The organism is Aliiroseovarius crassostreae (assembly GCF_001307765.1).
In the GTDB taxonomy this organism is placed as follows: Bacteria; Pseudomonadota; Alphaproteobacteria; order Rhodobacterales; family Rhodobacteraceae; genus Aliiroseovarius; species Aliiroseovarius crassostreae.
Genome location: NZ_LKBA01000001.1, coordinates 17,371 through 40,250 on the forward strand (window position 1 = coordinate 17,371; position 22,880 = coordinate 40,250).

Consider the following 22,880-nt stretch of genomic DNA (forward strand, 5'->3'; position numbering starts at 1 on the left):
CTCAGAGGTCGGCGCATGACGCGCGGTGGATCAAAATCGCGGCCCCAGGAGCCGGAACGCAAGTGCATCGCCACGGGCGAAAGCCAGCCAAAAGCGGGGCTGATCCGCTTTGTGGTGGGGCCTGACGGCATGGTGGTGCCTGACCTTCTGGGCAAGCTGCCCGGGCGGGGCATTTATGTGGCTGCCAACCGGGCGGCCATTGCCACGGCGATCAAGAAAGGGCTGTTTTCGCGCGCTGCGCGCCAGCCCGTGACGGTGCCGGATGGGCTCCTGGATCTGCTCGAAAAGGGCTATGCCGACCGGGTGGTCCATCTGATCGCCATGGCGCGCAAAGCAGGTCAGGCGGTGGCCGGATATGAAAAGGTCAAGGACTGGCTGGCCAAAGATGAGGCCAAGGTTCTGATCCAGGCAATTGACGGGTCCGACCGTCAGAAATCGAAATTACGCCCCCCACGGGAGCGTGACCGTTACATCAACTGCCTGACCGGGGATGAGCTCGGATTGGCGTTTGGACGGGAAAATGTGATACATGGTGCTCTTGCTGCTGGTGGTTTGGCCTCTCGTGTTGTAGAGGAAGCCAAGAAATTGACAGCCATGCGGGCGCTAGACAGCGGCGGTGACAAGGGTCACCGGAAAGGTACGAAGACCAGATGAGCGATAATGACGGCAAAAAGACCCTCGGCCTGCGCGGAAGCCGCCCAGGTCAGGTGAAGCAGAGCTTCAGCCACGGGCGCACCAAGAATGTCGTGGTCGAAACGAAACGCAAACGCGTTGTTGTCCCCAAGCCGGGTGCAGCTGCGGGTGGTGCTGCCTCGCCCGCAAAAGGTGATCCCAAGAAACGCCCCGGTGGAATTTCCGATGCGGAAATGGAACGCCGCCTGAAGGCGCTGCAGGCTGCCAAGGCCCGCGAAAGCGAAGAGGCCGCCAAGCGTGCGGCTGAGGAAAAGGCCCGCGAGGAGGAGCGTCAGCGCCGCCGCGAGGAGGCCGAGGCCAAAGAGCGTGAAGAGCGCGAGCGCGAAGAGGCGCTGAAAGCCAAGGCTGAGGAAGAAGCCCGCAAGAAACGCGAGGCCGAAGAGGCCGCCAAGCGTGCCAAGACGGCTCCGAAACCGGATCCTGCTGCGGCGCAGGCTGCCGAGGCGCGCACGGCCAAGACCCCTTCTTCGACCACCCGGTCCAAGAAAGATGATCGTGGCAATGCCGACGCCGCCCGCCAGACCCGCGGCAAGGGTAAAGGTGACGACAACCGCCGTTCAGGCAAGTTGACGCTGAACCAGGCCCTGTCCGGTGATCGCGGTGGCCGCCAGAGGTCGGTTGCTTCGATGCGCCGTCAGCAAGAGCGTGCCCGTCAGAAAGCCATGGGCAATGTTGAACGTGAAAAGGTCGTGCGTGACGTGCAGGTGCCTGAGGCCATCGTGGTGTCAGAGCTTGCCAACCGGATGGCGGAACGCGTGGCGGACGTGGTCAAGTCGCTCATGAAAATGGGCATGATGGTTACGCAGAACCAATCCATTGATGCGGATACTGCGGAACTGATCATCGAAGAATTTGGTCACAAGATTGTTCGCGTTTCGGACGCTGACGTTGAAGACGTGATCGATCAGGTGGAAGACAAAGAGGAAGACCTGCAGCCGCGCGCTCCGGTCATCACCATCATGGGCCACGTTGACCATGGTAAGACCTCGCTTCTGGACGCCATTCGCGATGCGAAAGTGACCGCCGGTGAAGCTGGTGGCATCACCCAGCATATCGGTGCCTATCAGGTGAAAACCGATGATGGCGTCACGCTGAGTTTCCTCGACACGCCGGGTCACGCGGCCTTTACCTCGATGCGCGCCCGTGGGGCCCAGGTGACGGATATCGTTGTTCTGGTTGTGGCCGCGGATGACAGCGTCATGCCGCAGACAATCGAAGCCATCAACCATGCCAAGGCCGCTGAAGTGCCGATGATTGTGGCGATCAACAAATGCGACAAACCCGCTGCCGACCCGGACAAGGTGCGCGCTGAGCTTCTGCAATATGAAGTGATCGTTGAGAAAATGTCGGGTGAAGTGCAGGATGTTGAAGTGTCCGCCATCACCGGTCAGGGTCTTGATGAGCTTCTGGAAGCGATTGCGCTGCAATCTGAAATCCTTGAGCTTAAAGCCAACCCGGATCGTGCCGCCGCAGGCGCCGTGATCGAAGCCCAGCTGGATGTTGGGCGTGGTCCGGTTGCCACCGTTCTGGTGCAGAACGGGACGCTGAAACAGGGTGATATCTTTGTTGTGGGCGAACAGTGGGGCCGTGTGCGTGCGCTGGTCAATGACAAAGGTGAGCGCGTGAAAGAAGCTGGCCCGTCAGTGCCGGTTGAGGTGCTTGGCCTCAACGGGACCCCGGAAGCCGGTGACGTTCTGAACGTTGTGGAAACCGAAGCGCAAGCCCGCGAGATCGCGGAATATCGCGAACAGGCCGCCAAGGACAAACGCGCCGCCGCCGGTGCTGCGACCACGCTGGAGCAGATGATGGCCAAGGCGAAAGCCGATCAGGATGTGGCGGAACTGCCGATCCTGGTGAAGGCCGACGTGCAGGGCTCTGCCGAGGCGATCGTTCAGGCGATGGAGAAGATCGGCAATGAAGAGGTGCGCGTGCGCGTGCTGCACTATGGCGTGGGCGCGATCACGGAAACCGATATCGGCCTTGCCGAAGCGTCGGGTGCGCCGGTGATCGGCTTTAACGTTCGTGCCAATGCGCCAGCCCGCAACAGCGCCAACCAGAAGGGTGTGGAGATCCGTTACTACTCGGTCATCTATGACCTTGTGGATGATGTGAAAGCGGCGGCCTCGGGTCTTCTGTCTGCGGAAGTGCGCGAGAACTTCATCGGTTACGCCGAGATCCGCGAAGTGTTCAAGGTGTCGGGTGTCGGCAAGGTTGCTGGCTGTCTGGTCACCGAAGGTGTGGCCCGCCGGTCCGCTGGTGTGCGCCTGCTGCGCGACAACGTGGTGATCCACGAAGGCACGCTGAAGACGCTGAAACGCTTCAAGGATGAGGTCAAGGAAGTGTTGTCCGGTCAGGAATGCGGTATGGCATTTGAGAACTACGACGACATCCGTCCGAATGATGTGATCGAGATCTTCGAACGCGAAGAGATCGCCCGCAGCTTGGACTGATCCGGTTTGATACCAACGCAAAAGGCGCCCCGTTGAGGGCGCCTTTTTTGTTTCAGCAGCGCATTCCGTCAAAGGCAGTGATCAGTTCCCTGCATTTCGCGCCAGGCTTTTGTGACAAGCCTTTCACGAAACGCTTTGCGTGACGCAGGCCGGATATGTCAGGCCGCTTTGTCCTGCGTCACGGGATGCCCGACCATCAGCCTGCCATCAACACGCACGACCATGCGCCCATCTGTCAGCATTTTCACATATTGGCCCTGTGCCATGATACGGCTGCCAATCATAATTGTTCTCAACATGACCACATCCCCCATAGTCATTCTGGCACCTTTGGAAAAACGCGTGGCATGCGTTTGTTCCGAAAGGTCGCAATATTAAATCCTTCACACTCTATCGGTTTTTCCGGGTCTCAGGATGAAACCAATACGCCTTGGGTTGATGGAGTTGGTGTAATACAAAACCTAGCGTTGTGTAGGGTTTTCTTAAAATTCGCTATTTGGGGGGGTATTGAGCGGAAATTCGCGCCAATTCGGGGCATTGGCAGCGATTTTCGGAGAGGTCGGGTCACAACCAGTCGCGCAAAATGGGAATCAACGGCAGGTCCGCTGGCGGCATGGGGTAGTCGCGCAGGGCTTGCGGGCGCACCCATTTCAGCACTTGTCCCTCACGGGGGTGCGGTTGCCCGTTCCATTTGCGGCAGGCAAAAACCGGCATCAGCAAGTGGAAATCATCATAGGAATGGCTGGCGAAGGTCAGGGGCGCGAGGCAGGAAGACCAGGTGTCAATGCCCAGCTCCTCATGCAACTCGCGGACCAGCGCGGCCTCCGGCGTTTCCCCTGGCTCGACTTTGCCGCCGGGAAATTCCCAAAGACCGGCCATGGATTTGCCTTCCGGGCGCTGTGCCAACAGGACCCGCCCGTCAGCGTCAATCAGGGCCACGGCAGATACGAGGACGGTTTTGATGCTCATCTGATTTTCCAAATACGCGGTAACAAAACCAGAATACTAGTTTTCTGGTTTTGTTAAGCAAAGGTTAAAGCGTTTCGATTTTAACCTGAGGCGGGGAAAACCGAAACACTGTCTGAGATCTCAATCTCGTGGGCGTTTCGAAATAAACATGTGTCACAAGTTTATCCCGAAACGCTTTAAGACCGGTAGTCGGCGTTGATCTGGATATAGGCATGGGTCAGATCGCAGGTCCAGACCGTGCTTTTGCCGTCCCCAAGGCCGAAATCGACGGAAATCACGATCTCATCTCCTTTGAAGCAGGCTGCACCGTCTTCCTCGCGGTAATCCGGAGAGACCCAGCCTTTTTCAGCAACCAGCACATCGCCAAAGGAAATCGACAGCTTGTCGCGTTCCGCATAAGCGCCGGATTTTCCGATCGCTGCCACGATGCGGCCCCAGTTCGGGTCCTCACCAGCGACCGCGGTTTTGACCAAGGGTGAGTTGGCAATGGCCAGTGCGTGGGTCTTTGCGTCGGCGTCGTTTCTGGTGCCGGTCACGCGAATCTCGACGAATTTGGTGGCCCCTTCGCCATCGCGCACCACCTGATGCGCCAGATCCAGCATCACCTCGTTCAGCGCAGAGCGGAAAGCCGCGTTGCTCTGGTCAACCTCAATGTCAGACGCGCCCGTCGCCGCCAAGAGCAGCGTGTCCGAGGTCGAGGTATCGCTGTCCACCGTGATGGCGTTGAACGTGGTGTCGGTCAGGTCCGACAGCATCGCCTGCAGGTCATCCTGCGCCACTTTCGCATCGGTGAAGATGAACACCAGCATGGTGGCCATGTCCGGGGCAATCATGCCTGATCCCTTGGCGATACCTGCGATATGCACGATGCGATCACCGATTTTCACCTCGGCCTTGGCGCCCTTGGCAAAAGTATCGGTGGTGCGGATGGCCTGGGCGGCGCTTTCCATCGCATCCGGAACCAGCAACCCTTTCAGTTCATCAATTTTGGCAATGATCCGATCATGCGGCAGCGGCTCTCCGATCACGCCGGTGGAGGCGGTGAACACGCGGTTGGCCGGGACGTTCAGCGCGTTTGAAACCGCCCCGGTGATCGCCTCGACCGAGCCGGTGCCTGCTGCACCGGTAAAGGCGTTGGAATTGCCCGCATTGACCAAGAAGGCCGCCCCTTCAGCCGTGTCTCCGCCCAGCTTGGACTGGCAATCCAGAACGGGAGCCGAGCGGGTGGAGGATTTGGTGAAGGCACCGGCAATGGTGGTGCCCGGTGCGAGCTCCGCCAGCATCACATCCAGACGGTCCGCATATTTCACACCGGCCTTGGCCGCTGCAAACCGCACGCCTGCGATAACCGGAAGGTCAGGAAAGCTGGCCGGTGCAAGCGGTGAGATTGCATTCACGTGGTTCTTTGCGGCCGCAAGCTTTTTCTTCAGCTTTTTGACCTTCTTTTTCAATGCTTTGATCTGGTCTGACTTGCCCATGATACTTCCCTTTATTTCCCGAGCAGAGACAGGTTGCCAAGTGTTTCGGGATCAACGGTTTCCAGGTCGATCCGTTTGATCGTGGCCGCTTCGAGCAGGCCTTGCACCGCCTGTTCGACCGCGTCGTTTTCGATTTTCGCAGTCAGTTCCTCACGCACTTCATCAAGGGTGGGGGCCCCTTTGACGCGACTGTCATTCAGCTTGACCACATGCCAGCCAAACTGGGTTTCAACCGGGGCTGAGACCTGACCGGGTTCAAGGGCCACCACGGCCTCTTCGAACGGTTTGACCATCATACCCAGCCCAAACCAGCCCAGCTCGCCACCATTGGGACCCGATGGGCCGGTGGAAAACTCCTTGGCCAGTTCGGCGAAATCCGTGCCGGCTTCCAGCTTGGTGAGCAGTTCCTTCGCGGCCTCTTCGGTCTCAACCAGAATATGTGAGGCGTTGTATTCCGGGCTGGGCTCGGCGTTGGCAAAGACCTCGTCATAAGCGGCCTGAAGGGCCTCTTCGGTGACGGCAGTTGCAATCACCGCGTCGATTTTTTCTTCGGCCACCATGGCGCGGCGCTGGTTTTCAAGCTCCAGCTCGGCGCGGCGGCTGAGTTCGCCCATGGCCTGCCCCAGAACGGTCTGCTGGATCACCTGTTCCAAAAGCCCCTGCAGCAGCACTTCGTTGGGCAGGGTCTGATATTGCTGTGGCAACGCCTGACGGGCGACGATCAGGTGGCCGAGGGTGATGTCATCGCCATTCACTGTGGCCAGAACGGTGGATCCGGTGGCGTCGATCTTTGCCACTTCCGGGGTCTCCTGCGCGTCGCTTGCAGTTTCTTGTGCAAGGGCCGGAACCGCCAGCATGGCAGCGAGGGCGGTTCCCAGCAGGATTGCGTTGCGTTTGACCATGGAATTCTCCTTCCAAGCGCGCCGGGGGCCCCGGCAACATTGACTATTTTGCACCTGACGCTTACATCGCTTTGAGGCTTGAGTGCGCTGGTTCTCATGCCCCTAGATAGGGGGCGGAGCGGGGACGGGCAAGAACCCTCTGGTCTGACCAGCGACAAACCGTATTGAGGCACAAAAATATGCTTGGAAAAATCGCGCGCGCCGTGTTTGGCACCCCTAATGATCGCAAGATCAAGGCGATCCGCCCGATCGTGGCAAAGATCAACGCGCTTGAAGAAGAATTTGCAGCCCTTTCGGACGATGAGCTCAAGGCAAAGACCGAAGAATTCCGATCCCGCGTGGCGGAGGGCGAGAAACTGGATGCCCTGCTGCCCGAAGCCTTTGCCAACTGTCGCGAGGCGGCCCGGCGTGCGCTGGGGCTGCGCGCCTTTGACACCCAGCTGATGGGTGGGATTTTCCTGCATCAGGGCAATATCTCGGAAATGAAAACCGGTGAGGGGAAAACCCTCGTGGCGACCTTCCCGGCCTATCTGAATGCGCTGAGCGGCAAAGGTGTGCATGTGGTGACGGTGAACGATTACCTTGCGCGCCGGGATGCTGAATGGATGGGCAATGTCTTTGCCGCGCTGGGCATGACCACCGGTGTGATCTATCCCCAGCAGGAGGACAAGGAAAAGCGCGCCGCCTATGCCTGTGACGTGACCTATGCCACCAATAACGAGCTGGGCTTTGACTATCTGCGCGACAATATGAGGTCCGACCTCAAGGAAATGGCGCAGCGCGGTCACAATTTTGCGATTGTCGATGAGGTGGATTCGATCCTGATCGACGAGGCACGCACACCGCTGATCATTTCCGGCCCGTCCGAAGACCGGTCCGAGCTTTACGTGACCATCAATGGCCTGATCCCGGAACTGAGGGAAGAGCATTACACGCTGGATGAAAAAGCGCGCAGTGCCACCTTTACCGAGGAAGGCAACGAGTTTTTGGAAGAGCTGGTGCATGTGAAGGGGCTGCTGCCGGAAGAGCAGTCGCTTTATGACGCGGAAAGCACCACCATTGTGCACCACCTGAACCAGGGCCTGCGGGCGCATAAGCTGTTTGCGCGCGACAAGGATTACATCGTGCGCAATGGCGAGGTGATGCTGATTGACGAATTCACCGGCCGGATGATGGAGGGGCGTCGCCTGTCCGATGGCCTGCATCAGGCGATCGAAGCGAAAGAAGGCTGCAAGACCCAGCCGGAAAACGTGACCCTCGCCTCGGTGACGTTCCAGAACTATTTCCGTCTTTACGACGTGCTGTCCGGCATGACCGGTACCGCACTGACCGAGGCCGAGGAATTTGAAGAGATCTATGGTCTGGGTGTGGTGGAAGTGCCCACCAACCGCCCGATTGCCCGGATTGACGAACATGATGCGGTGTATCGGACCAGCGCCGAGAAATACCAAGCCATCGTGGAAGAGATCAAGAAGGCGCATGAAAAGGGGCAACCGACCCTGGTCGGCACCACCTCGATCGAGAAATCGGAATACCTGTCGCAGCTTCTGGATCAGGCCGGTGTGAAGCACGACGTCCTGAATGCTCGCCAGCACGAGCGTGAAGCGCAGATCGTGGCGGATGCCGGTAAGCTTGGCGCCGTGACCATCGCCACCAACATGGCTGGCCGCGGGACCGACATCAAACTGGGTGGCAATGTCGAATTCAAGATCATGGAAGCGATTGAGGCCAACCCGGATGCGGATCCCGCTGATATCCGGGCACAGGTTGAAGCTGCCCACAAGGATGACGAACAGGCGGTGAAGGATGCAGGCGGTCTGTTTGTGCTTGCGACAGAGCGCCACGAAAGCCGTCGGATCGACAACCAGCTGCGGGGTCGTTCGGGGCGTCAGGGGGATCCGGGGCGCTCGGCGTTCTTCCTGTCGCTTGATGATGACCTGATGCGGATCTTCGGTTCTGAGCGTCTGGAAAAGGTGCTCTCGACCCTGGGTATGAAAGAAGGCGAAGCAATTGTGCACCCTTGGGTGAACAAATCGCTGGAACGCGCGCAGGCGAAAGTGGAAGGGCGCAACTTCGACATCCGCAAGCAGCTGTTGAAATTCGATGACGTGATGAATGATCAGCGTAAGGCGATCTTTGGTCAGCGCATGGAAATCATGGAGGCCGAAGACCTGTCAGAAATCGTGTCTGACATGCGTCACCAGATGATCGACGATATGGTGGATGGCTATCTTCCGCCGAAATCCTATGCGGATCAATGGGATACCGAGGGCTTGTATGCGGCTGTCATTGAAAACCTGAATTCCGATCTGCCAGTGATCGACTGGGCAAAGGAAGAGGGGGTGGATGGCGATGTGATCCGCGAACGGCTTTGTGACGCCTCGGATGAAATGATGGCCAAGAAAGCCGCTGATTTTGGTCCCGAGAACATGCGCTCGATCGAAAAGCAGATCCTGTTGCAGACCATCGACACCAAATGGCGTGAACACCTTCTGACGCTGGACCACCTGCGTTCGGTTGTCGGCTTCCGCGGGTATGCCCAGCGTGATCCGCTTAATGAATACAAGAATGAGGCGTTCCAGCTGTTTGAAAGCCTGCTGGATGGCCTGCGTCTGGATGTGACCAAACGCCTGTCGCAAATTCGCCCGATGAGCGAAGAAGAGCAGGCGGCCATGATGCAGCAGATGATCCTGCAGCAGCAACAGAACATGGCGGCAGCGGACGCGGCTGAGCAGGCGATGGAACAGTCCCAAATTCAGGAGGCTGAAGGGTTTGACGAAACGAACCCGGCCACCTGGGGCAACCCGTCTCGTAATGATGCCTGCCCCTGCGGATCGGGCAAGAAGTTCAAGCATTGCCACGGTAAACTCTGAGCTTTCCATAACCGTTTCATGACACGCCCCGGTGGCTTTCCGCGCCGGGGCGTGTTTTTGTTTCAGATCTGGCAAAAATAAGACGTGATTGTTTAGTATTCTGAAAATAAATCAAAAAATCCGTTCAGAAAATCTTAAAACTCCTCAGAACCTCCTAAAAACCGGCACAATCCCCTGACATCTTTAGGCTGAACAAAACTCATGGGAGGCCATCATGCGAGAGCTTTTGGGCCAGCTGAAAGAGATTGACCTGAAAAGCATTGATTTTCAGGGACTGAAAAAGATCGACCTTCAGGGGATCGATAAAAAACGCCTTGGAACGGCAGCAGCCACTTTGGTGATTGCGCTGGGGGCCGGGTATTATATGCAGAGCGGACAATCCCAATCGCAGGTTGCGGGCCCAGTTGTGCAGCCTCAGCCGGTGCAAACCGCTTCAGTTCTGCCGACAGCTCCAGTTGAGGCGCAGGCCGAAGCACAGGTTGAGGCATTGGCGCCCGAGGCTGACCCGCTGCCGCAAGTTGAGGAGGTTGACCTGGTCGAGGACCTTCCTGATCCAGACCCTGAGGTAACGCCCGCACTTGTGCAGCCGGAACCAAACGCTGTTGCCGAAACCTTGCCGGAGGTGGCGCTGCAGCCTGAGGAAAGCTTCGACATCGCCGCGCTGGATCTCTCGCCAAGTGCCGAACCTGTTGTTGCGCAGCCAGCGCCACTGGCAACCGATCACTGCACCCCGTCCCTGACTGGACGGGTTGAGGAACTGGCCATGATGACACTGACGGTAGAGGCACCGTGCAATGCCAATGCAGAGGTGGAATTTTCGCATGAAGGGCTTCGCTTTACCGAATATCTGGACGAGGAGGGGCGCGTAGAGGTCACGGTGCCTGCGCTGACGCGTGACGCCAAGGTTTCTGCCTACCTCTCCGAGACCTCCGTCGCGCATCTTGAATTGACCGTTCCTGAGGCGGCGCAATATCGCCGGGCGGCTCTGGTTTGGCAGGGCGCCACGGGGCTTCAGCTTCATGCGTTTGAAGAGGGCGCAGATTATGGGGACGAAGGCCATCTTTGGGCGGACCATCCCGGCGGGTTGACCCGCACCATGAGCGGGCAGGGCGGCTTTTTTACCGTGCTGGGGTCGGTCGCGCAGGGCTATGCGGCGGATATCTATACCTTCCCGGCCTATATGATGCGCTCGCTGTCTGGTCCTGAAATGTCGATCGAGGCACATGTTCTGGAAACCACCTGCAACAGCGAAATCGAAGGGGTTTTCCTGCGTGCCAATGGAAAGGACCACCCCAGGGAAATGCCGGTCCGGATCGCAGCCCCCGGCTGTGACAGTGTTGGCGAATATCTGGTGTTCAGCGACATGGCGCAAGAATTGACAATCGCTCTGAACTGACGCGGAAAGTGCAGCTTGGCAACAGGCTGCACCTCCCCACTTCTGGGGCCTGTTGCCCCCGAAACAGTTGCGGCATACTTCGCCCCAGTTGAACCGGATCGCTCAGGGGCACATCATGACATATCTGCGTGCGGCCATTGGTGCCGCACTTTTTCTCGCCATGCAGGCTGGGCAGGCTGGTGCAAACGACATCTCGTTGATTGCACGGGATGGGGCAATGACGCTGTCCGGGAAACTTGTTGGATATGACGGCGCGTTTTACCGGATCGAAACCGAATATGGCATCCTGACAGTTGATGGGTCCGGTGTGCGTTGCGAAGGGCCGGGATGCCCCAATCTGGGCCCTTATGTTGCCGATCTCGTGATCTCTGGTGCGCATGAAATGGCGTCGGTTCTGAGCCCGGCTCTGGTTGAGGGGTTTGCGCTGCGTCAGGGCTATGCGTTGACCCGAGAAGAGCTGCCGGAAACCGCCCTACGCTACACGCTTTATGAAGGGGACAGCAATCAGGAAGCGGCGCGGATTACGATCCGGGCAACCTCGTCCGATGAAGGGTTTGCCGATCTGTTAGGACATGAAGCGGATATGGTGTTGTCCCGGCGTGAAGTGACCTCGCGGGAGCGTGTCATGGCCTATGAGGCGGGGCTTGGAGACCTGACAAGTCGCCGACAGGAACGTGTGCTGGCGCTGAATGCCCTGGTTCCGATCGTATCGCCGGGCAACCCCGTGCGCCGCCTGTCCATGGCGCAGCTTGCCGCGATTTACGCAGGCAAGATCACCAATTGGAAGGAGGTTGGCGGGGAAAATGCGCCAATCACACCCTATTTGCGGGCGCGGGGTGCGGGGTTCACACCTGTTTTTGCGCGGAAAGTGATTTCGGCACAGGGAAGCCAGATGTCCGAACGCGTTGTGTCTTTGGGAAGCGACCGGGCCGTTCTTGATGCGGTTGCCCGTGACCCGTTCGGGATCGGGATCGCCGCCTTCACCAATCCCGGCAGCAATGAGATCGTGCAGCTTTCCGGGAGGTGCGGTTTTGGTGTCGATGCCAGTGAGCTGGCCATCAAGGCCGAAGATTACCCCCTGACCACGCCAATGTATCTTTACCTGCCCGAACGCCGCCTGCCGCAGGTCGGGCGGGAGTTTCTGAGCTATCTGCGCAGTGATGCGGGTCAGCTGGTGATCCGCCGGGCGGGGTTTGTGGACCAGGCAATGTCCGTGGTGCCGCTGTCTCATCAGGGCGACCGGCTGGCAAATGCCATTGCAATGGCTGGGGAAGAAGTGACATTGGAAGAGCTGCAACGCCTTTCCGGTTTTGTCACCCGGCAAAGCCGCCTGTCCCTGACGTTTCGATTTGAAGGTGGGTCAACGCTTCTGGATGCGCCGTCGCGTTCCAATGTTCAGCTTCTGGCCCGGAGTCTGGAGGCAGGGCGTTTTGATGGTCGCCGCCTGAGCTTTGTTGGTTTCTCGGACGGGCAGGGGGCTGCGGCGCAAAATCTCTCGCTTGCCCGCAAGCGCGCTGAGGCCGTGCGTCAGGCCGTGCTGGCGGAAGCTGAAACTCTGGATCCCACAAGGGTGGAGACGCTGGTGGAGGCCTTCGGAGAGGCCCTTCCCATGGCATGTGACGAAACGGCTTGGGGGCGCGGCGTGAACCGTCGGGTGGAAATCTGGGTCAAGTGAGGTTGGGGGCGTAGCAGCCCGCATGTCGCGCTGCTTTGATGCGTTCCGGTTCGTGTTGGATCACAGCCGCAACTGGAAACAACTTACAGATAGCCATGCGCCCGAAAGCTGAGCTGATCCGATTTTCCGACCACAAGATGATCATGCAGCGTGATCCCCAGGGCTGATGCGGCCTGTTCCACCTGACGGGTCATCTGCATGTCGCTGTCTGACGGGGTTGGGTCCCCGGAGGGATGGTTATGCACCAGGATAAGGGCCGAAGCGTTGAGCTCAAGCGCCCGTTTCACCACTTCGCGCGGATAAACCGGCACGTGGTCCACCGTGCCTTGCGCCTGTTCCTCATCCGCAATCACCACGTTTTTCTTGTCGAGATAGAGCACCCGGAACTGTTCGGTTTCCCGATGTGCCATGGTGGTGTGGCAATAATCAATCAGGCTATCCCAGGAAGAAATGACATGGCGCTGCAGGATGCGCGATCGGGCCAGCCGGTGGGCGGCGGCCTCTACGATCTTCAGCTCCTGAACGACTGAGGCCCCAACCCCGTGCATTTCCTGAAGTCGGGAAGCAGGGGCCGATATGACACCGTTGAAATCCCCAAACCGGTCCAGCAGGCGTCGCGCCAGCGGTTTGACATCCTGACGCGGGATGGCGCGAAACAAAACCAGTTCCAGCATTTCGTAGTCTGGCAGGGCGGCAGCCCCGCCTTTCATGAATCGATCCCGCAGGCGTTTTCGGTGGTCCTTGATATAGGAAGGCAGGCGTCCTTTTTCCGGTCTGACCGGAACGGGCAGGGCCTCGTCGCTGTCAAAAAGCGTTTGGGGCATTTCGCCAAAGGAAGAGGGGCCAAAAGAAGAGGGTCGGTGCGTCATACACCAACCCTCACATGTTTTGGTAAAGCAATGGTTAATCGAGGACGAACACCCAGTGCTTTATGAGGTCATCCCGTCCCAGAAGCTGCGCACTTTCGAGAAGAAGTTCGAGCTTTCCGGGTTGTTTTCCTCGGACAGTTTTTCAAACTCCCGCAACAGTTCTTTCTGTTTCGAGGTCAGGTTGACCGGGGTTTCCACGGACAGTTCGATATACATATCACCAGTGGGGCCACCACGAAGGCCGGGCATCCCTTTGCCGCGTAGACGCATCTGACGACCGGACTGGCTGCCGGATGGGATCTTCACCCGCGACCGACCACCGTCGATGGTGGGCACTTCGATGTCCCCGCCCAGTGCGGCAGAGGTCATCGACACGGGCACACGGCAGTGCAGATGATTGCCTTCACGATCAAAGATCGCGTGCGGCGTGACCTCAATAAAGATATAAAGATCGCCCGCTGGACCGCCACGCAGACCGGCTTCGCCTTCGCCAGCCAGACGAATGCGGGTGCCGGTTTCAACACCTGCCGGGATGTTCACAGAAAGCGAACGTTCCTTTTCCTTACGCCCCGCCCCGCCGCAGGATTTGCACGGGTTCTTGATCATCTGCCCCATGCCCTGACAGGTCGGACAGGTGCGTTCAACGGTAAAGAAGCCCTGCTGCGCACGCACCTTACCCATGCCGGAACAGGTCGGGCACATGGTGGGTTCCGCGCCGCTTTCCGCACCGGTGCCGTCACATTCGTCACAGCTGACCGAGGTGGGCACATTGATGGTTTTCTGCAGGCCGGTGAAGGCATCTTCCAGCGAAACACGCAGGTTGTAGCGCAGGTCAGAGCCGCGTTGCGCCCGTGACCGGCCGCCGCCACGCTGGCCACCCATGAAGTCCCCAAACAGGTCGTCAAACACGTCTGAGAACGCGCTGGCGAAATCACCCTGCTGGCCATAGCCGCCACCGGGACGACCACCCCCCATGCCGCCTTCAAACGCTGCATGACCATAGCGGTCATAGGCCGCCTTCTTGTCGGCGTCCTTCAGAACGTCATAGGCTTCGTTCACTTCCTTGAACTGGGCCTCGGCGTTGGGATTGTCGGAATTGCGGTCGGGGTGCAGCTCTTTTGCCTTCTTGCGATAGGCTTTCTTGAGCTCATCTGCGGACGCGCCTTTTGCGGCCCCCAGCACCTCGTAATAATCACGTTTTGACATAGCTACTCCTTTGAGGAGGGGGCGGCCCGCCGGGGGGCGGACCTGCCCGTTACCTAAGGAGACTTACGACCGTTTGTCGTTGTCCAGATCTTCGAAATCAGCGTCGACGATGTCGTCATCCGCAGCCCGTGGGCCGTCGGCTTCTTCCGGTGCCTCGTCGCCTTCTGCTTCGGCCTGTTGCGATTTGTAGATCGCTTCGCCCAGCTTCATGGCGGCTTCGGTCACGTTCTGAACGCCCGATTTCAGTTTCTCGGCGGAGACATCCTCTTTCTCGAGGTCGTCTTTCAGCGCGGCAATGGCCAGTTCGATCGCCTCGATCGTGGTCGGGTCCACCTTGTCAGCGTGCTCTTCCATCGACTTTTCGGTCGAGTGGATCAGGCTTTCGGCCTGGTTGCGGGCTTCCACCAGCTCCTTGCGCTCTTTATCGGCCTCGGCATTGGCTTCGGCGTCTTTCACCATGGCTTCGATATCCTCATCCGAGAGGCCACCCGAGGCCTGGATGGTGATTTTCTGCTCTTTGCCGGTGCCTTTGTCCTTGGCGCCCACTTCCACGATGCCGTTGGCGTCGATGTCAAAGGTCACTTCGATCTGCGGCAGGCCGCGCGGAGCCGGCGGGATGTCTTCCAGGTTGAACTGGCCGAGGATCTTGTTGTCGGCAGCCATTTCACGTTCACCTTGGAACACGCGCAGGGTCACGGCGTTCTGGTTGTCTTCCGCGGTCGAGAAGACCTGCGACTTCTTGGTCGGGATCGTGGTGTTGCGGTCGATCAGGCGGGTGAACACGCCACCCAGCGTCTCGATGCCCAGCGACAGCGGGGTCACGTCCAGAAGAACCACGTCTTTCACGTCACCTTGCAGAACGCCGGCCTGAATGGCGGCACCCATGGCAACCACTTCGTCCGGGTTCACACCTTTGTGCGGCTCTTTGCCGAAGAACTTGGTGACCTCTTCGATCACTTTCGGCATCCGGGTCATACCGCCAACCAGAACCACCTCGTCGATGTCGCCGGTCGAGAGACCTGCGTCTTTCAGTGCGGCCTGACAGGGTTTGATTGAACGCTTGATCAGGTCTGACACGAGGCTTTCCAGCTTGGCGCGGGTCAGTTTCATGACCATGTGCAGCGGCGCACCGTCTGAGCCCATCGAGATGAAGGGTTGGTTGATCTCGGTCTGCGAGGACGACGACAGTTCGATCTTGGCTTTTTCAGCGGCTTCTTTCAGGCGCTGCAGGGCCATCTTGTCTTTCGACAGATCAACCTGGTTTTCCTTTTTGAACTCATCGACCAGATACTGAACGATGCGCATGTCGAAGTCTTCACCGCCAAGGAACGTGTCGCCGTTGGTCGATTTCACTTCGAACAGGCCGTCGTCGATTTCCAGGATGGTCACGTCGAAGGTACCACCACCAAGGTCATAGACCGCAATGGTTTGGGTTTCGGCTTTGTCCAGACCGTATGCCAGAGCGGCTGCGGTCGGTTCGTTGATGATGCGCAGCACTTCCAGACCGGCGATCTTGCCGGCGTCTTTGGTGGCCTGACGCTGAGCGTCGTTGAAATATGCGGGCACGGTGATCACGGCCTGAGTGACGTCTTCACCCAGATAGCTTTCTGCCGTTTCTTTCATCTTGCCCAGAATGAAGGCCGAGATCTGCGAGGGCGAATATTTCTGCCCGGCAGCTTCCACCCATGCGTCGCCATTGCCGCCATCCACGATCGAATAGGGCACCAGCTTTTTGTCTTTCTCGACGGCCGGGTCGTTCATGTTGCGGCCGATCAGGCGTTTCACGGCGAACACGGTGTTGTCCGGGTTGGTCACGGCCTGACGTTTGGCCGGTTGGCCGACAAGGCGTTCGTCGTCTTTGAAGGCAACAATCGAGGGGGTCGTGCGCGCACCCTCGGAATTTTCGATGACCCGCGGCTGCGAGCCGTCCATGATGGCGACACAGGAGTTGGTGGTCCCGAGGTCAATACCAATGACTTTAGCCATGTTTCTATCCTCTTCCAGGCGATGTTGTAGGAACCGACCTTGCAAAGCATCGGTCCCTGATCCCAATTTCAAGCCGGTTGCGGATCGTCCGTCCCCGGCGTCGAAGCGTATATAAGTAGGCTGATAGGGTGCTGCAAGCGTCCAAAGCGGGGGATTGACGCAAAAAACGAGTCATTATCAGGGTTTTGGAAAGGAAAGCGTAAGGAATGGCGGGAATGGATCTGGGGGGAGCGAAGATTTTCAAGGGGATGCTGGATGGTGACCAGCAGGCGCGCCTGGTGGATGGGGTCCGCGCTGTTGTGGCCTGTGCGCCACTGTTCCACCCGGTCACGGCATCGGGCATACAGATGTCGGTGCGGATGACCTCTTGCGGGCGGTTGGGCTGGGTGAGTGACCGGCGGGGCTATCGTTACGACCCTCGCCACCCGTCAGGTGTGGCTTGGCCGCCAATCCCGGACGAGGTGCTGGCGATCTGGCGCAAGGTCTCGGGCTGTGATGTGCCCCCGGACAGCTGTCTTGTGAATTTCTATGGAGAGGGGGCCAGGATGGGGATGCATCAGGATCGGGACGAGGGGGATTTCTCGTACCCCGTTGTGTCGATCAGCCTTGGTGATGACGCCCTGTTTCGCATTGGGGGTGAGGCGCGGGGTGGCCGGACGCAATCGGTCTGGTTGAGTTCCGGGGACTTGCTTGTGCTGACAGGCGCGGCCCGGCTGGCCTATCACGGGATAGACCGGTTGCGTTTCGGTTCAAGTGATCTTTTGCGGGATCACGGGCGGATCAATCTGACATTGCGCGTGGTGCGATGACACTCAGATGTGACTCAGCGCGGCAGGATCGAGCAGCAGCCAGACAGGGCGTATGGTCCGTTTCCATGGTCAATCAGGCTGTCCAGGCTCAGCCCATAGGCCCGGTCAGACATGCCGTCATGACATTCTTCACGGCGCAGGGTCAGCAAGGCCTCACCCGCCTCGTTTTCGCCACGGATCCAGAAACGATCCGACCGCCCGACAACGCCGGTGGTCATGGTGATGAGAAAGCGTGTTTTCTCTGTGTTCATATGCTTAAGCACAAGTTCGTTTTCGCCGTCTGTGAACAGATCCCAGAACGGTTCGGTCCCGTAACAGGAAAGCGGCCAGGGCATTTGCCCCCAGTCCTGTCCCGGCTGGCGCATCAAATAGCGCAGAGAGACCCATCCCGCCTGTTCGCCGGCATTCACCTGTCCCCATTTCAGATCCTCGGAAACTGTCGTGACTTCGATCCCGGTCTGATCGGGGGCGAGTGTTCCGATTATCTCTGATCCGGCATCTGGCATGGCGCGCACATTCAGAACGTCATCTGATGTGACGTCCACCACGTCAAACAGGGCGGGCAGGGGATTGGCGGTTGCGGGCAGGGGCCCCCATCCAATCATCAGCAGGATAATCCATTTCAGTTTCAATTACGGGCTCCCCAACTGGCAGATGCGTGTTTGCGAGTGTAATTTTCCCCAAGCATCCCGATCATCAGCAATACCAGAGAAACGATGGCGGGGTATGAGGCGCTGGAGTAATGCGGATTGTAATTCACAAAGGCAAAGCCGCGGGCCTGGTCAATGATGTGAAACAGCGGGTTCCACGTAAACATGACCAGCATGTGAAATGGCAGCGTATTGGCCAAGAACATCTTGCCGGATGCCAGCATATTGGCGCGCGAATAGATTTGAGTCGAGATCGACGTGAATTGCGGGAACCATGGTTTCAGGGCGAGGAATACCGTGCCGACGCAGACCCCGGAAAGCCACGCCAGGATGAACATGCCAAAGACCCCTTTGACATCATAAAACTCTACATTTCCGGTCCAGAGCTCATAGATACCCAGCACGACCACCACCGATAGGAACTGGGTATATAGCGCGCTCAAGGCCGAAGAGGCGATGGAGATGAAAGTGTTCATCGGCGCATGCAGCATCATCGCGGTTGTGGGGCCGTCAGAGCCTGCAACCGCCCCCATGGATTTCACATGTGTCATGTAAAGAAAGATCCCGGACATGATATAGAGCAGGAAATCGCCTTGAATGCGGACCGTGCGGCCAATGATCGAAGACATCAGGTAAAACACGGCAACCAGCAACATTGTCTGGAACATATTGATCAGCAGACCGATAAGCGCGTTTGAATGGGTGGCGCGCACAGAACGCACCGTGGCCACATAGATGACTTCAGCCATGGAAAGCGCCGCTTGCAGGCGCGATGAGTTCTGCTTGGTATTCTGAAACATCAGATGACCTTTTTGCCTCGGTTATATATTAATTTACCGGGGAATTCTTGCTGTTCCTTTACCTTGGAACCATAAGTGAGGAAGAAAATTATGGCAACAACGCCGATATCGCAGAGTTGGCGCGTGAAAAGGAGCAGGTCTTTGGATTTCGATCGTTTGGAAGAAGTGATGCGCAGGCTGGCGCTGGAAGCCGGGGATGTGATCATGGAGATCTACAACTCGGATGATTTCGAGGTGAAATCGAAATCGGATGACAGCCCGGTCACCGCAGCGGATGAAGCAGCGGATGTGTTGATTTCCAAAGGTCTGCGCGCGGCCTTCCCGGATGTGCTTCTGGTCACTGAAGAACAGGCCGACAGCCATAATCAGCAGGCGGATGAGTTCCTGATCGTGGATCCGCTGGATGGCACCAAGGAGTTCATCCACCGTCGCGGTGACTTCACCGTGAATATTGCGTATGTCAAGGACGGCACCCCCATTCGCGGCGTGGTCTATGCGCCTGCCCGTGACCGGATGTTCTTTACCCGTGCGGATGGTCAAAGTGTCGAAGAGCTTGGCCCGTTTCGCAAGGAAAGCCGGGGGGATGTGAAAGAAATCCATGTCTCCACCCCTGATAATGATGCGCTGATGGTGGTGGCTTCAAAATCGCATCGCGATCAGGCTACGGATGATTACATCAATAAATACAATGTGAAAGACAGCAAATCAGCAGGTTCCAGCCTCAAGTTCTGTCTGGTGGCAACCGGTGAGGCGGACCTTTACCCGCGGGTCGGGCGCACGATGGAATGGGACACTGCCGCGGGCCATGCTGTCCTGAACGGGGCCGGTGGCGCCGTGGTGCGTTTTGACGATCATTCTCCGCTGACCTATGGCAAGCCGATCTATGAAAACCCGTTTTTTATCGCCTACGCCAACGGCGTGGATCTGAAGCCGGCCTGACGGCCCTGACCCAAGAAGGCGCAGCCCTGTGAAAACCCTGATTGTCATCCCGGCCCGCTATGCCTCCACCCGTTACCCGGGCAAGGCGCTTGCCCCCTTGCGAGGGGCGAGCGGGCTGACCCGGCCTCTGGTTCAAAGAACATGGGATGCGGCGCAGGCCGTGTCGGGGATTGATCGGGTGGTCGTGGCGACCGATGATTGTCGGATTTCGGATGTTGCCCAGGGGTTCGGTGCCGAGGTGGTGATGACCTCGTCTGATTGTCGGAACGGAACCGAGCGCTGCGCGGAGGCGCTGGATGCGCTGGGCGGTGGATATGATGTGGTGGTCAACCTGCAAGGGGATGCGCCCCTGACCCCGCATTGGTTCGTCGAAGACCTGGTGCAGGCCATGGTGGATCATCCGGCCGCCGAGGTGGCCACCCCGGTTCTGCGCGCAGACGGGCGGGCGCTTGCGGGTTTTCTGGAAGACCGCCGCGCGGGGCGGGTTGGTGGCACAACCGCTGTGTTCGGTGCCGAGGGCAAGGCGCTTTATTTCTCGAAAGAAGTGATCCCCCATACCGATGGAGCCGAGATTGCCGCAGATGCGCCAACGCCTGTGTTCCACCATGTGGGGGTCTATGCCTATCGCCCGTCGGCGCTGGCCGCCTATCCGCGCTGGGCACCCGGTCCGCTGGAAATGCTGGAGGGGTTGGAGCAGCTGCGTTTTCTGGAACGCGAACGCCCGGTCCAATGTGTCGAAATGCAGGCGCGTGGGCGAGAGTTTTGGGAACTGAACAACCCGGAAGATGCTCCGCGTATTGAACGGATCCTGAAGGTAATGGGGGTTGAATAGGATGTCAGGGGGAATACTCGCCCAATTCGCCCCTGGATAGGGTGTGAATGGTGTCGCATACAGTGTTTCTGCGCCAACTGTTGCAAATGCCGCCATTCTGCCGGGTAAGTATGACACAGGCGTAAACAACAGGTTACAAATCAGGCGGGCGAAGGTTATTGTTAATGAAAATGCGGTTTAGTGTATCAAGACTGTTAAACGGGTTGGCAAGCCTGGCGGGCAGATTGACATGCACAGGTGTAAAATGAGTGGGACAGCTATGAAACGGAAAGTCACGAAGGCCATTTTCCCAGTCGCAGGCTTGGGGACGCGCTTCCTGCCCGCAACGAAATCCATTCCGAAGGAAATCATGACTTTGGTGGATCGACCGCTGATCCAATACGCCATTGACGAAGCCAGGGCCGCCGGGATCAAGGAATTCATCTTTGTCACGTCACGTGGCAAAGGGGCCTTGGAAGACTATTTCGACATTTCCCCCGTGCTTGAGCAGGAGCTGCGCAAGAAAAACAAGGATGAGCTGCTTGAGGTGCTGAAAGACACCAATATGGACAGCGGTGCGATTGCCTATATTCGTCAGCACAAGGCGCTGGGCCTGGGCCATGCGGTCTGGTGTGCGCGGCGGCTGATTGCCAATGAACCTTTTGCGGTGATCCTGCCCGATGACGTGATCGCGGCCGAAAAACCCTGCCTGCAGCAGATGGTTGAAGCCTATGAAGATACCGGCGGCTGCATGGTTGCGGCGATGGAAGTGCCGCCTGAAAAAACCTCTTCTTATGGTGTGCTTGATGTCAAGGAAGATCACGGCAGCCTCGTCTCGACCCGCGGGATGGTAGAGAAGCCGGCGATGGAAGATGCGCCCTCCAACCTGGCCGTGATTGGCCGCTATATCCTGACACCAGATGTGCTGCGCAGCCTGAACAAGATGAAAAGTGGCGCAGGCGGGGAAATCCAGCTGACCGACGCAATTGCAGAAGAACTGAACCAGCAACGGGATGTCTTCGGCTACCGGTTCCGGGGGCAGCGATATGATTGCGGGTCCAAGGCAGGGTTCCTGCAGGCGACCGTTGCCTTTGGTCTGGCCCGTGAAGAGCTGCGCGAGGAGTTTTCGGGGTATCTGAGCGATCTGGTTGCCCAGCAAAAAGCGGCTGAGTGAGGCTGAATGGCAGGTCGCGCATCTAGCCTGTGGTCTGCCTACCGGATGCGCCTCAAGCGCCGTCGCCTGTTGTTTCGCTCCCTCCGATCCCGTCGGCAGCTGACACCTGTCGCGGATAGGACAGGGCAGATCCGGCCCGGACACATCCTGTCTTTCACCACGTTGCGCAATGAAATCACGCGCCTGCCCTTTTTCCTGTCCCATTATCGCAAGATGGGGGTCGATCATTTTCTGATCGTGGCGAATGATTGTGATGATGGCAGTGTCGCCTTTCTGGCGGATCAACCGGATGTGTCTCTCTGGCAGACGGATGATAGCTATAAGGCGGCGCGGTTTGGCGTTGACTGGCTGACCTGGCTGCAGTTTCGCCATGGCCACGGGCATTGGTGCCTGACGGCTGATGCGGATGAGCTGTTGATCTACCCCCACTGGGACTCGCATGGCCTTAAGGACCTGACCCATCATCTGGACCAGACAGGGGCATTGGCGCTGGGGGCACTGATGCTGGATCTGTATCCCAAGGGGGCCATTGGACAGGGCAAATACAGTCCGGAGCAGGATCCGACCGAGGTGATCGGGTGGTTTGATCCGGGACCGTATCGCTGTCAGCGCCAGCCCAGAATGCAGAACCTCTGGGTGCAGGGGGGCGCGCGTGAACGGGTGTTTTTTGCGACGCAACCGGCACGAGGCCCGACGCTGAACAAGCTGCCTCTGGTCAAATGGAACCGACGATATGCCTATGCCAATTCTTCGCATTCCTTGCTGCCGCCACAGATGAACCTGCAATGGGATGGGCCTGAAAATGTGTCCGGCGATTCCCGTTTGTCCGGGGTGTTGCTGCACACGAAGTTCCTTCCCGGCGTGCTTGATCGTTCATCTGAGGAGAAAGGGCGCAAGGAGCATTTCGGCCAACCCGACCAGTTTGACGCCTATTACAATCAGGTGGTCGCCGCCCCGGACCTGTGGTGTGATCGCTCCGCACGGTATCAGGGCTGGCAGCAATTGGTGGCGCTGGGGCTGATGTCATCTGGAAACTGGGAGCCCGGCAAAAACGATGTGTTCTAAAGAGTTTACCGTCAGATCTGTCACATGTATGGATTATTTTAAGGCATTGTTCGTGAAATGCGATCAATATGGATAGGATAGCGGTATCTGTTGTCTCGAAACCAGCGTGGTTTCATGGGATGTGTGGCGGGATAA

19 protein-coding genes are annotated in these 22,880 nt (G+C 58.3%); 10 read left to right on the forward strand and 9 right to left on the reverse strand.

Going from position 1 to position 22,880, the window contains the following annotated elements; all coding sequences use genetic code 11:
• Positions 1-15: 15 nt before the first annotated feature.
• Complete coding sequence (locus tag AKJ29_RS00215) at positions 16-654, forward strand: RNA-binding protein (RefSeq protein ID WP_055187185.1); 639 nt, start codon at positions 16-18, stop codon at positions 652-654.
• Positions 651-3,143 (forward strand): translation initiation factor IF-2, encoded by a 2,493-nt coding sequence (gene infB, locus AKJ29_RS00220; RefSeq protein ID WP_055187186.1) that lies wholly within the window; start codon positions 651-653, stop codon positions 3,141-3,143. The genes AKJ29_RS00215 and infB overlap by 4 nt, the downstream gene beginning before the upstream one ends.
• Before the next feature lie 158 nt (positions 3,144-3,301).
• Here the strand turns inward: infB and AKJ29_RS19790 are convergent, their stop codons facing one another.
• The 4 genes from AKJ29_RS19790 to AKJ29_RS00235 all read right to left on the reverse strand — a co-directional run bounded on the left by AKJ29_RS19790 (position 3,302) and on the right by AKJ29_RS00235 (position 6,492).
• Positions 3,302-3,442, reverse strand: coding sequence for a hypothetical protein (locus AKJ29_RS19790; protein WP_175502291.1), 141 nt, complete (start codon positions 3,440-3,442; stop codon positions 3,302-3,304).
• 265 nt (positions 3,443-3,707) lie between these two features.
• Positions 3,708-4,106: an 8-oxo-dGTP diphosphatase MutT gene (gene mutT / locus AKJ29_RS00225; protein ID WP_055187475.1), complete on the reverse strand. Its 399-nt coding sequence runs from the start codon at positions 4,104-4,106 to the stop codon at positions 3,708-3,710.
• A 182-nt stretch (positions 4,107-4,288) separates the two neighbouring features.
• Positions 4,289-5,590, reverse strand: coding sequence for a bifunctional glutamate N-acetyltransferase/amino-acid acetyltransferase ArgJ (argJ, locus tag AKJ29_RS00230; RefSeq protein ID WP_082392462.1), 1,302 nt, complete (start codon positions 5,588-5,590; stop codon positions 4,289-4,291).
• Between the two features lie 11 nt (positions 5,591-5,601).
• Complete coding sequence (locus tag AKJ29_RS00235) at positions 5,602-6,492, reverse strand: peptidylprolyl isomerase (protein WP_055187187.1); 891 nt, start codon at positions 6,490-6,492, stop codon at positions 5,602-5,604.
• Between the two features lie 179 nt (positions 6,493-6,671).
• Between AKJ29_RS00235 and secA the strand changes: the two genes are divergently transcribed.
• The 3 genes from secA to AKJ29_RS00250 all read left to right on the forward strand — a co-directional run bounded on the left by secA (position 6,672) and on the right by AKJ29_RS00250 (position 12,436).
• Positions 6,672-9,365 (forward strand): preprotein translocase subunit SecA, encoded by a 2,694-nt coding sequence (secA, locus tag AKJ29_RS00240; RefSeq protein ID WP_055187188.1) that lies wholly within the window; start codon positions 6,672-6,674, stop codon positions 9,363-9,365.
• 214 nt (positions 9,366-9,579) lie between these two features.
• Positions 9,580-10,761, forward strand: coding sequence for a hypothetical protein (locus tag AKJ29_RS00245; RefSeq protein ID WP_055187189.1), 1,182 nt, complete (start codon positions 9,580-9,582; stop codon positions 10,759-10,761).
• A 115-nt stretch (positions 10,762-10,876) separates the two neighbouring features.
• The gene (locus tag AKJ29_RS00250; protein ID WP_055187190.1) at positions 10,877-12,436 is read left to right on the forward strand and encodes a phosphate ABC transporter substrate-binding/OmpA family protein; all 1,560 of its coding nucleotides are present in this window, start codon (positions 10,877-10,879) and stop codon (positions 12,434-12,436) included.
• Between the two features lie 83 nt (positions 12,437-12,519).
• On the opposite strand, the gene radC is transcribed toward AKJ29_RS00250, so the two are convergent.
• The 3 genes from radC to dnaK form a co-directional block, all read right to left on the reverse strand.
• Positions 12,520-13,260: a RadC family protein gene (gene radC / locus AKJ29_RS00255; protein WP_139231427.1), complete on the reverse strand. Its 741-nt coding sequence runs from the start codon at positions 13,258-13,260 to the stop codon at positions 12,520-12,522.
• Between the two features lie 105 nt (positions 13,261-13,365).
• Positions 13,366-14,511 carry a molecular chaperone DnaJ gene (dnaJ, locus tag AKJ29_RS00260; RefSeq protein ID WP_055187192.1) on the reverse strand — a complete coding sequence of 382 codons (1,146 nt, stop codon included), beginning with the start codon at positions 14,509-14,511 and terminating at the stop codon, positions 13,366-13,368.
• A 63-nt stretch (positions 14,512-14,574) separates the two neighbouring features.
• Entirely contained in the window at positions 14,575-16,497 is a 1,923-nt protein-coding gene (dnaK, locus tag AKJ29_RS00265; protein ID WP_055187193.1) for a molecular chaperone DnaK, read from the reverse strand.
• A 206-nt stretch (positions 16,498-16,703) separates the two neighbouring features.
• Here dnaK and AKJ29_RS00270 point away from each other — a divergent pair, with 206 nt between their 5' ends.
• Positions 16,704-17,306 (forward strand): alpha-ketoglutarate-dependent dioxygenase AlkB family protein, encoded by a 603-nt coding sequence (locus AKJ29_RS00270; RefSeq protein ID WP_055187194.1) that lies wholly within the window; start codon positions 16,704-16,706, stop codon positions 17,304-17,306.
• Positions 17,307-17,320: 14 nt separating this feature from the next.
• On the opposite strand, the gene AKJ29_RS00275 is transcribed toward AKJ29_RS00270, so the two are convergent.
• A complete protein-coding gene (locus tag AKJ29_RS00275; protein WP_055187195.1) occupies positions 17,321-17,938 on the reverse strand; it encodes an SH3 domain-containing protein in 618 nt (205 codons plus the stop codon).
• Positions 17,935-18,756, reverse strand: coding sequence for an ABC transporter permease (locus tag AKJ29_RS00280; protein ID WP_055187196.1), 822 nt, complete (start codon positions 18,754-18,756; stop codon positions 17,935-17,937). Before AKJ29_RS00280 ends, AKJ29_RS00275 begins: the two co-directional genes overlap by 4 nt.
• A gap of 141 nt (positions 18,757-18,897) precedes the next feature.
• Between AKJ29_RS00280 and cysQ the strand changes: the two genes are divergently transcribed.
• The 4 genes from cysQ (at position 18,898) to AKJ29_RS00300 (ending at position 22,745) form a co-directional block, all read left to right on the forward strand.
• Positions 18,898-19,695, forward strand: a complete 798-nt coding sequence (gene cysQ, locus AKJ29_RS00285; RefSeq protein WP_055187197.1) for a 3'(2'),5'-bisphosphate nucleotidase CysQ — start codon at positions 18,898-18,900, stop codon at positions 19,693-19,695.
• Positions 19,696-19,723: 28 nt separating this feature from the next.
• Positions 19,724-20,527, forward strand: a complete 804-nt coding sequence (locus AKJ29_RS00290) for a 3-deoxy-manno-octulosonate cytidylyltransferase (protein WP_055187198.1) — start codon at positions 19,724-19,726, stop codon at positions 20,525-20,527.
• Positions 20,528-20,786: 259 nt separating this feature from the next.
• Positions 20,787-21,680 (forward strand): UTP--glucose-1-phosphate uridylyltransferase GalU, encoded by an 894-nt coding sequence (galU, locus tag AKJ29_RS00295; RefSeq protein WP_055187199.1) that lies wholly within the window; start codon positions 20,787-20,789, stop codon positions 21,678-21,680.
• A 6-nt stretch (positions 21,681-21,686) separates the two neighbouring features.
• On the forward strand, positions 21,687-22,745 hold the full coding sequence (locus AKJ29_RS00300; RefSeq protein ID WP_055187200.1) for a glycosyltransferase family 2 protein: 1,059 nt from the start codon (positions 21,687-21,689) through the stop codon (positions 22,743-22,745).
• Positions 22,746-22,880 lie beyond the last annotated feature (135 nt).

Coding starts and splice junctions, on each gene's coding strand:
- AKJ29_RS00215 (WP_055187185.1), top strand. CDS start 16: ATGACGCGCGGTGGATCAAAATCGCGGCCCCAGGAGCCGGAACGCAAG.
- infB (WP_055187186.1), top strand. CDS start 651: ATGAGCGATAATGACGGCAAAAAGACCCTCGGCCTGCGCGGAAGCCGC.
- AKJ29_RS19790 (WP_175502291.1), bottom strand. CDS start 3,442: ATGTTGAGAACAATTATGATTGGCAGCCGTATCATGGCACAGGGCCAA.
- argJ (WP_082392462.1), bottom strand. CDS start 5,590: ATGGGCAAGTCAGACCAGATCAAAGCATTGAAAAAGAAGGTCAAAAAG.
- AKJ29_RS00235 (WP_055187187.1), bottom strand. CDS start 6,492: ATGGTCAAACGCAACGCAATCCTGCTGGGAACCGCCCTCGCTGCCATG.
- secA (WP_055187188.1), top strand. CDS start 6,672: ATGCTTGGAAAAATCGCGCGCGCCGTGTTTGGCACCCCTAATGATCGC.
- AKJ29_RS00245 (WP_055187189.1), top strand. CDS start 9,580: ATGCGAGAGCTTTTGGGCCAGCTGAAAGAGATTGACCTGAAAAGCATT.
- AKJ29_RS00250 (WP_055187190.1), top strand. CDS start 10,877: ATGACATATCTGCGTGCGGCCATTGGTGCCGCACTTTTTCTCGCCATG.
- radC (WP_139231427.1), bottom strand. CDS start 13,260: ATGCCCCAAACGCTTTTTGACAGCGACGAGGCCCTGCCCGTTCCGGTC.
- dnaJ (WP_055187192.1), bottom strand. CDS start 14,511: ATGTCAAAACGTGATTATTACGAGGTGCTGGGGGCCGCAAAAGGCGCG.
- dnaK (WP_055187193.1), bottom strand. CDS start 16,497: ATGGCTAAAGTCATTGGTATTGACCTCGGGACCACCAACTCCTGTGTC.
- AKJ29_RS00270 (WP_055187194.1), top strand. CDS start 16,704: ATGGCGGGAATGGATCTGGGGGGAGCGAAGATTTTCAAGGGGATGCTG.
- AKJ29_RS00280 (WP_055187196.1), bottom strand. CDS start 18,756: ATGTTTCAGAATACCAAGCAGAACTCATCGCGCCTGCAAGCGGCGCTT.
- galU (WP_055187199.1), top strand. CDS start 20,787: ATGAAACGGAAAGTCACGAAGGCCATTTTCCCAGTCGCAGGCTTGGGG.
- AKJ29_RS00300 (WP_055187200.1), top strand. CDS start 21,687: ATGGCAGGTCGCGCATCTAGCCTGTGGTCTGCCTACCGGATGCGCCTC.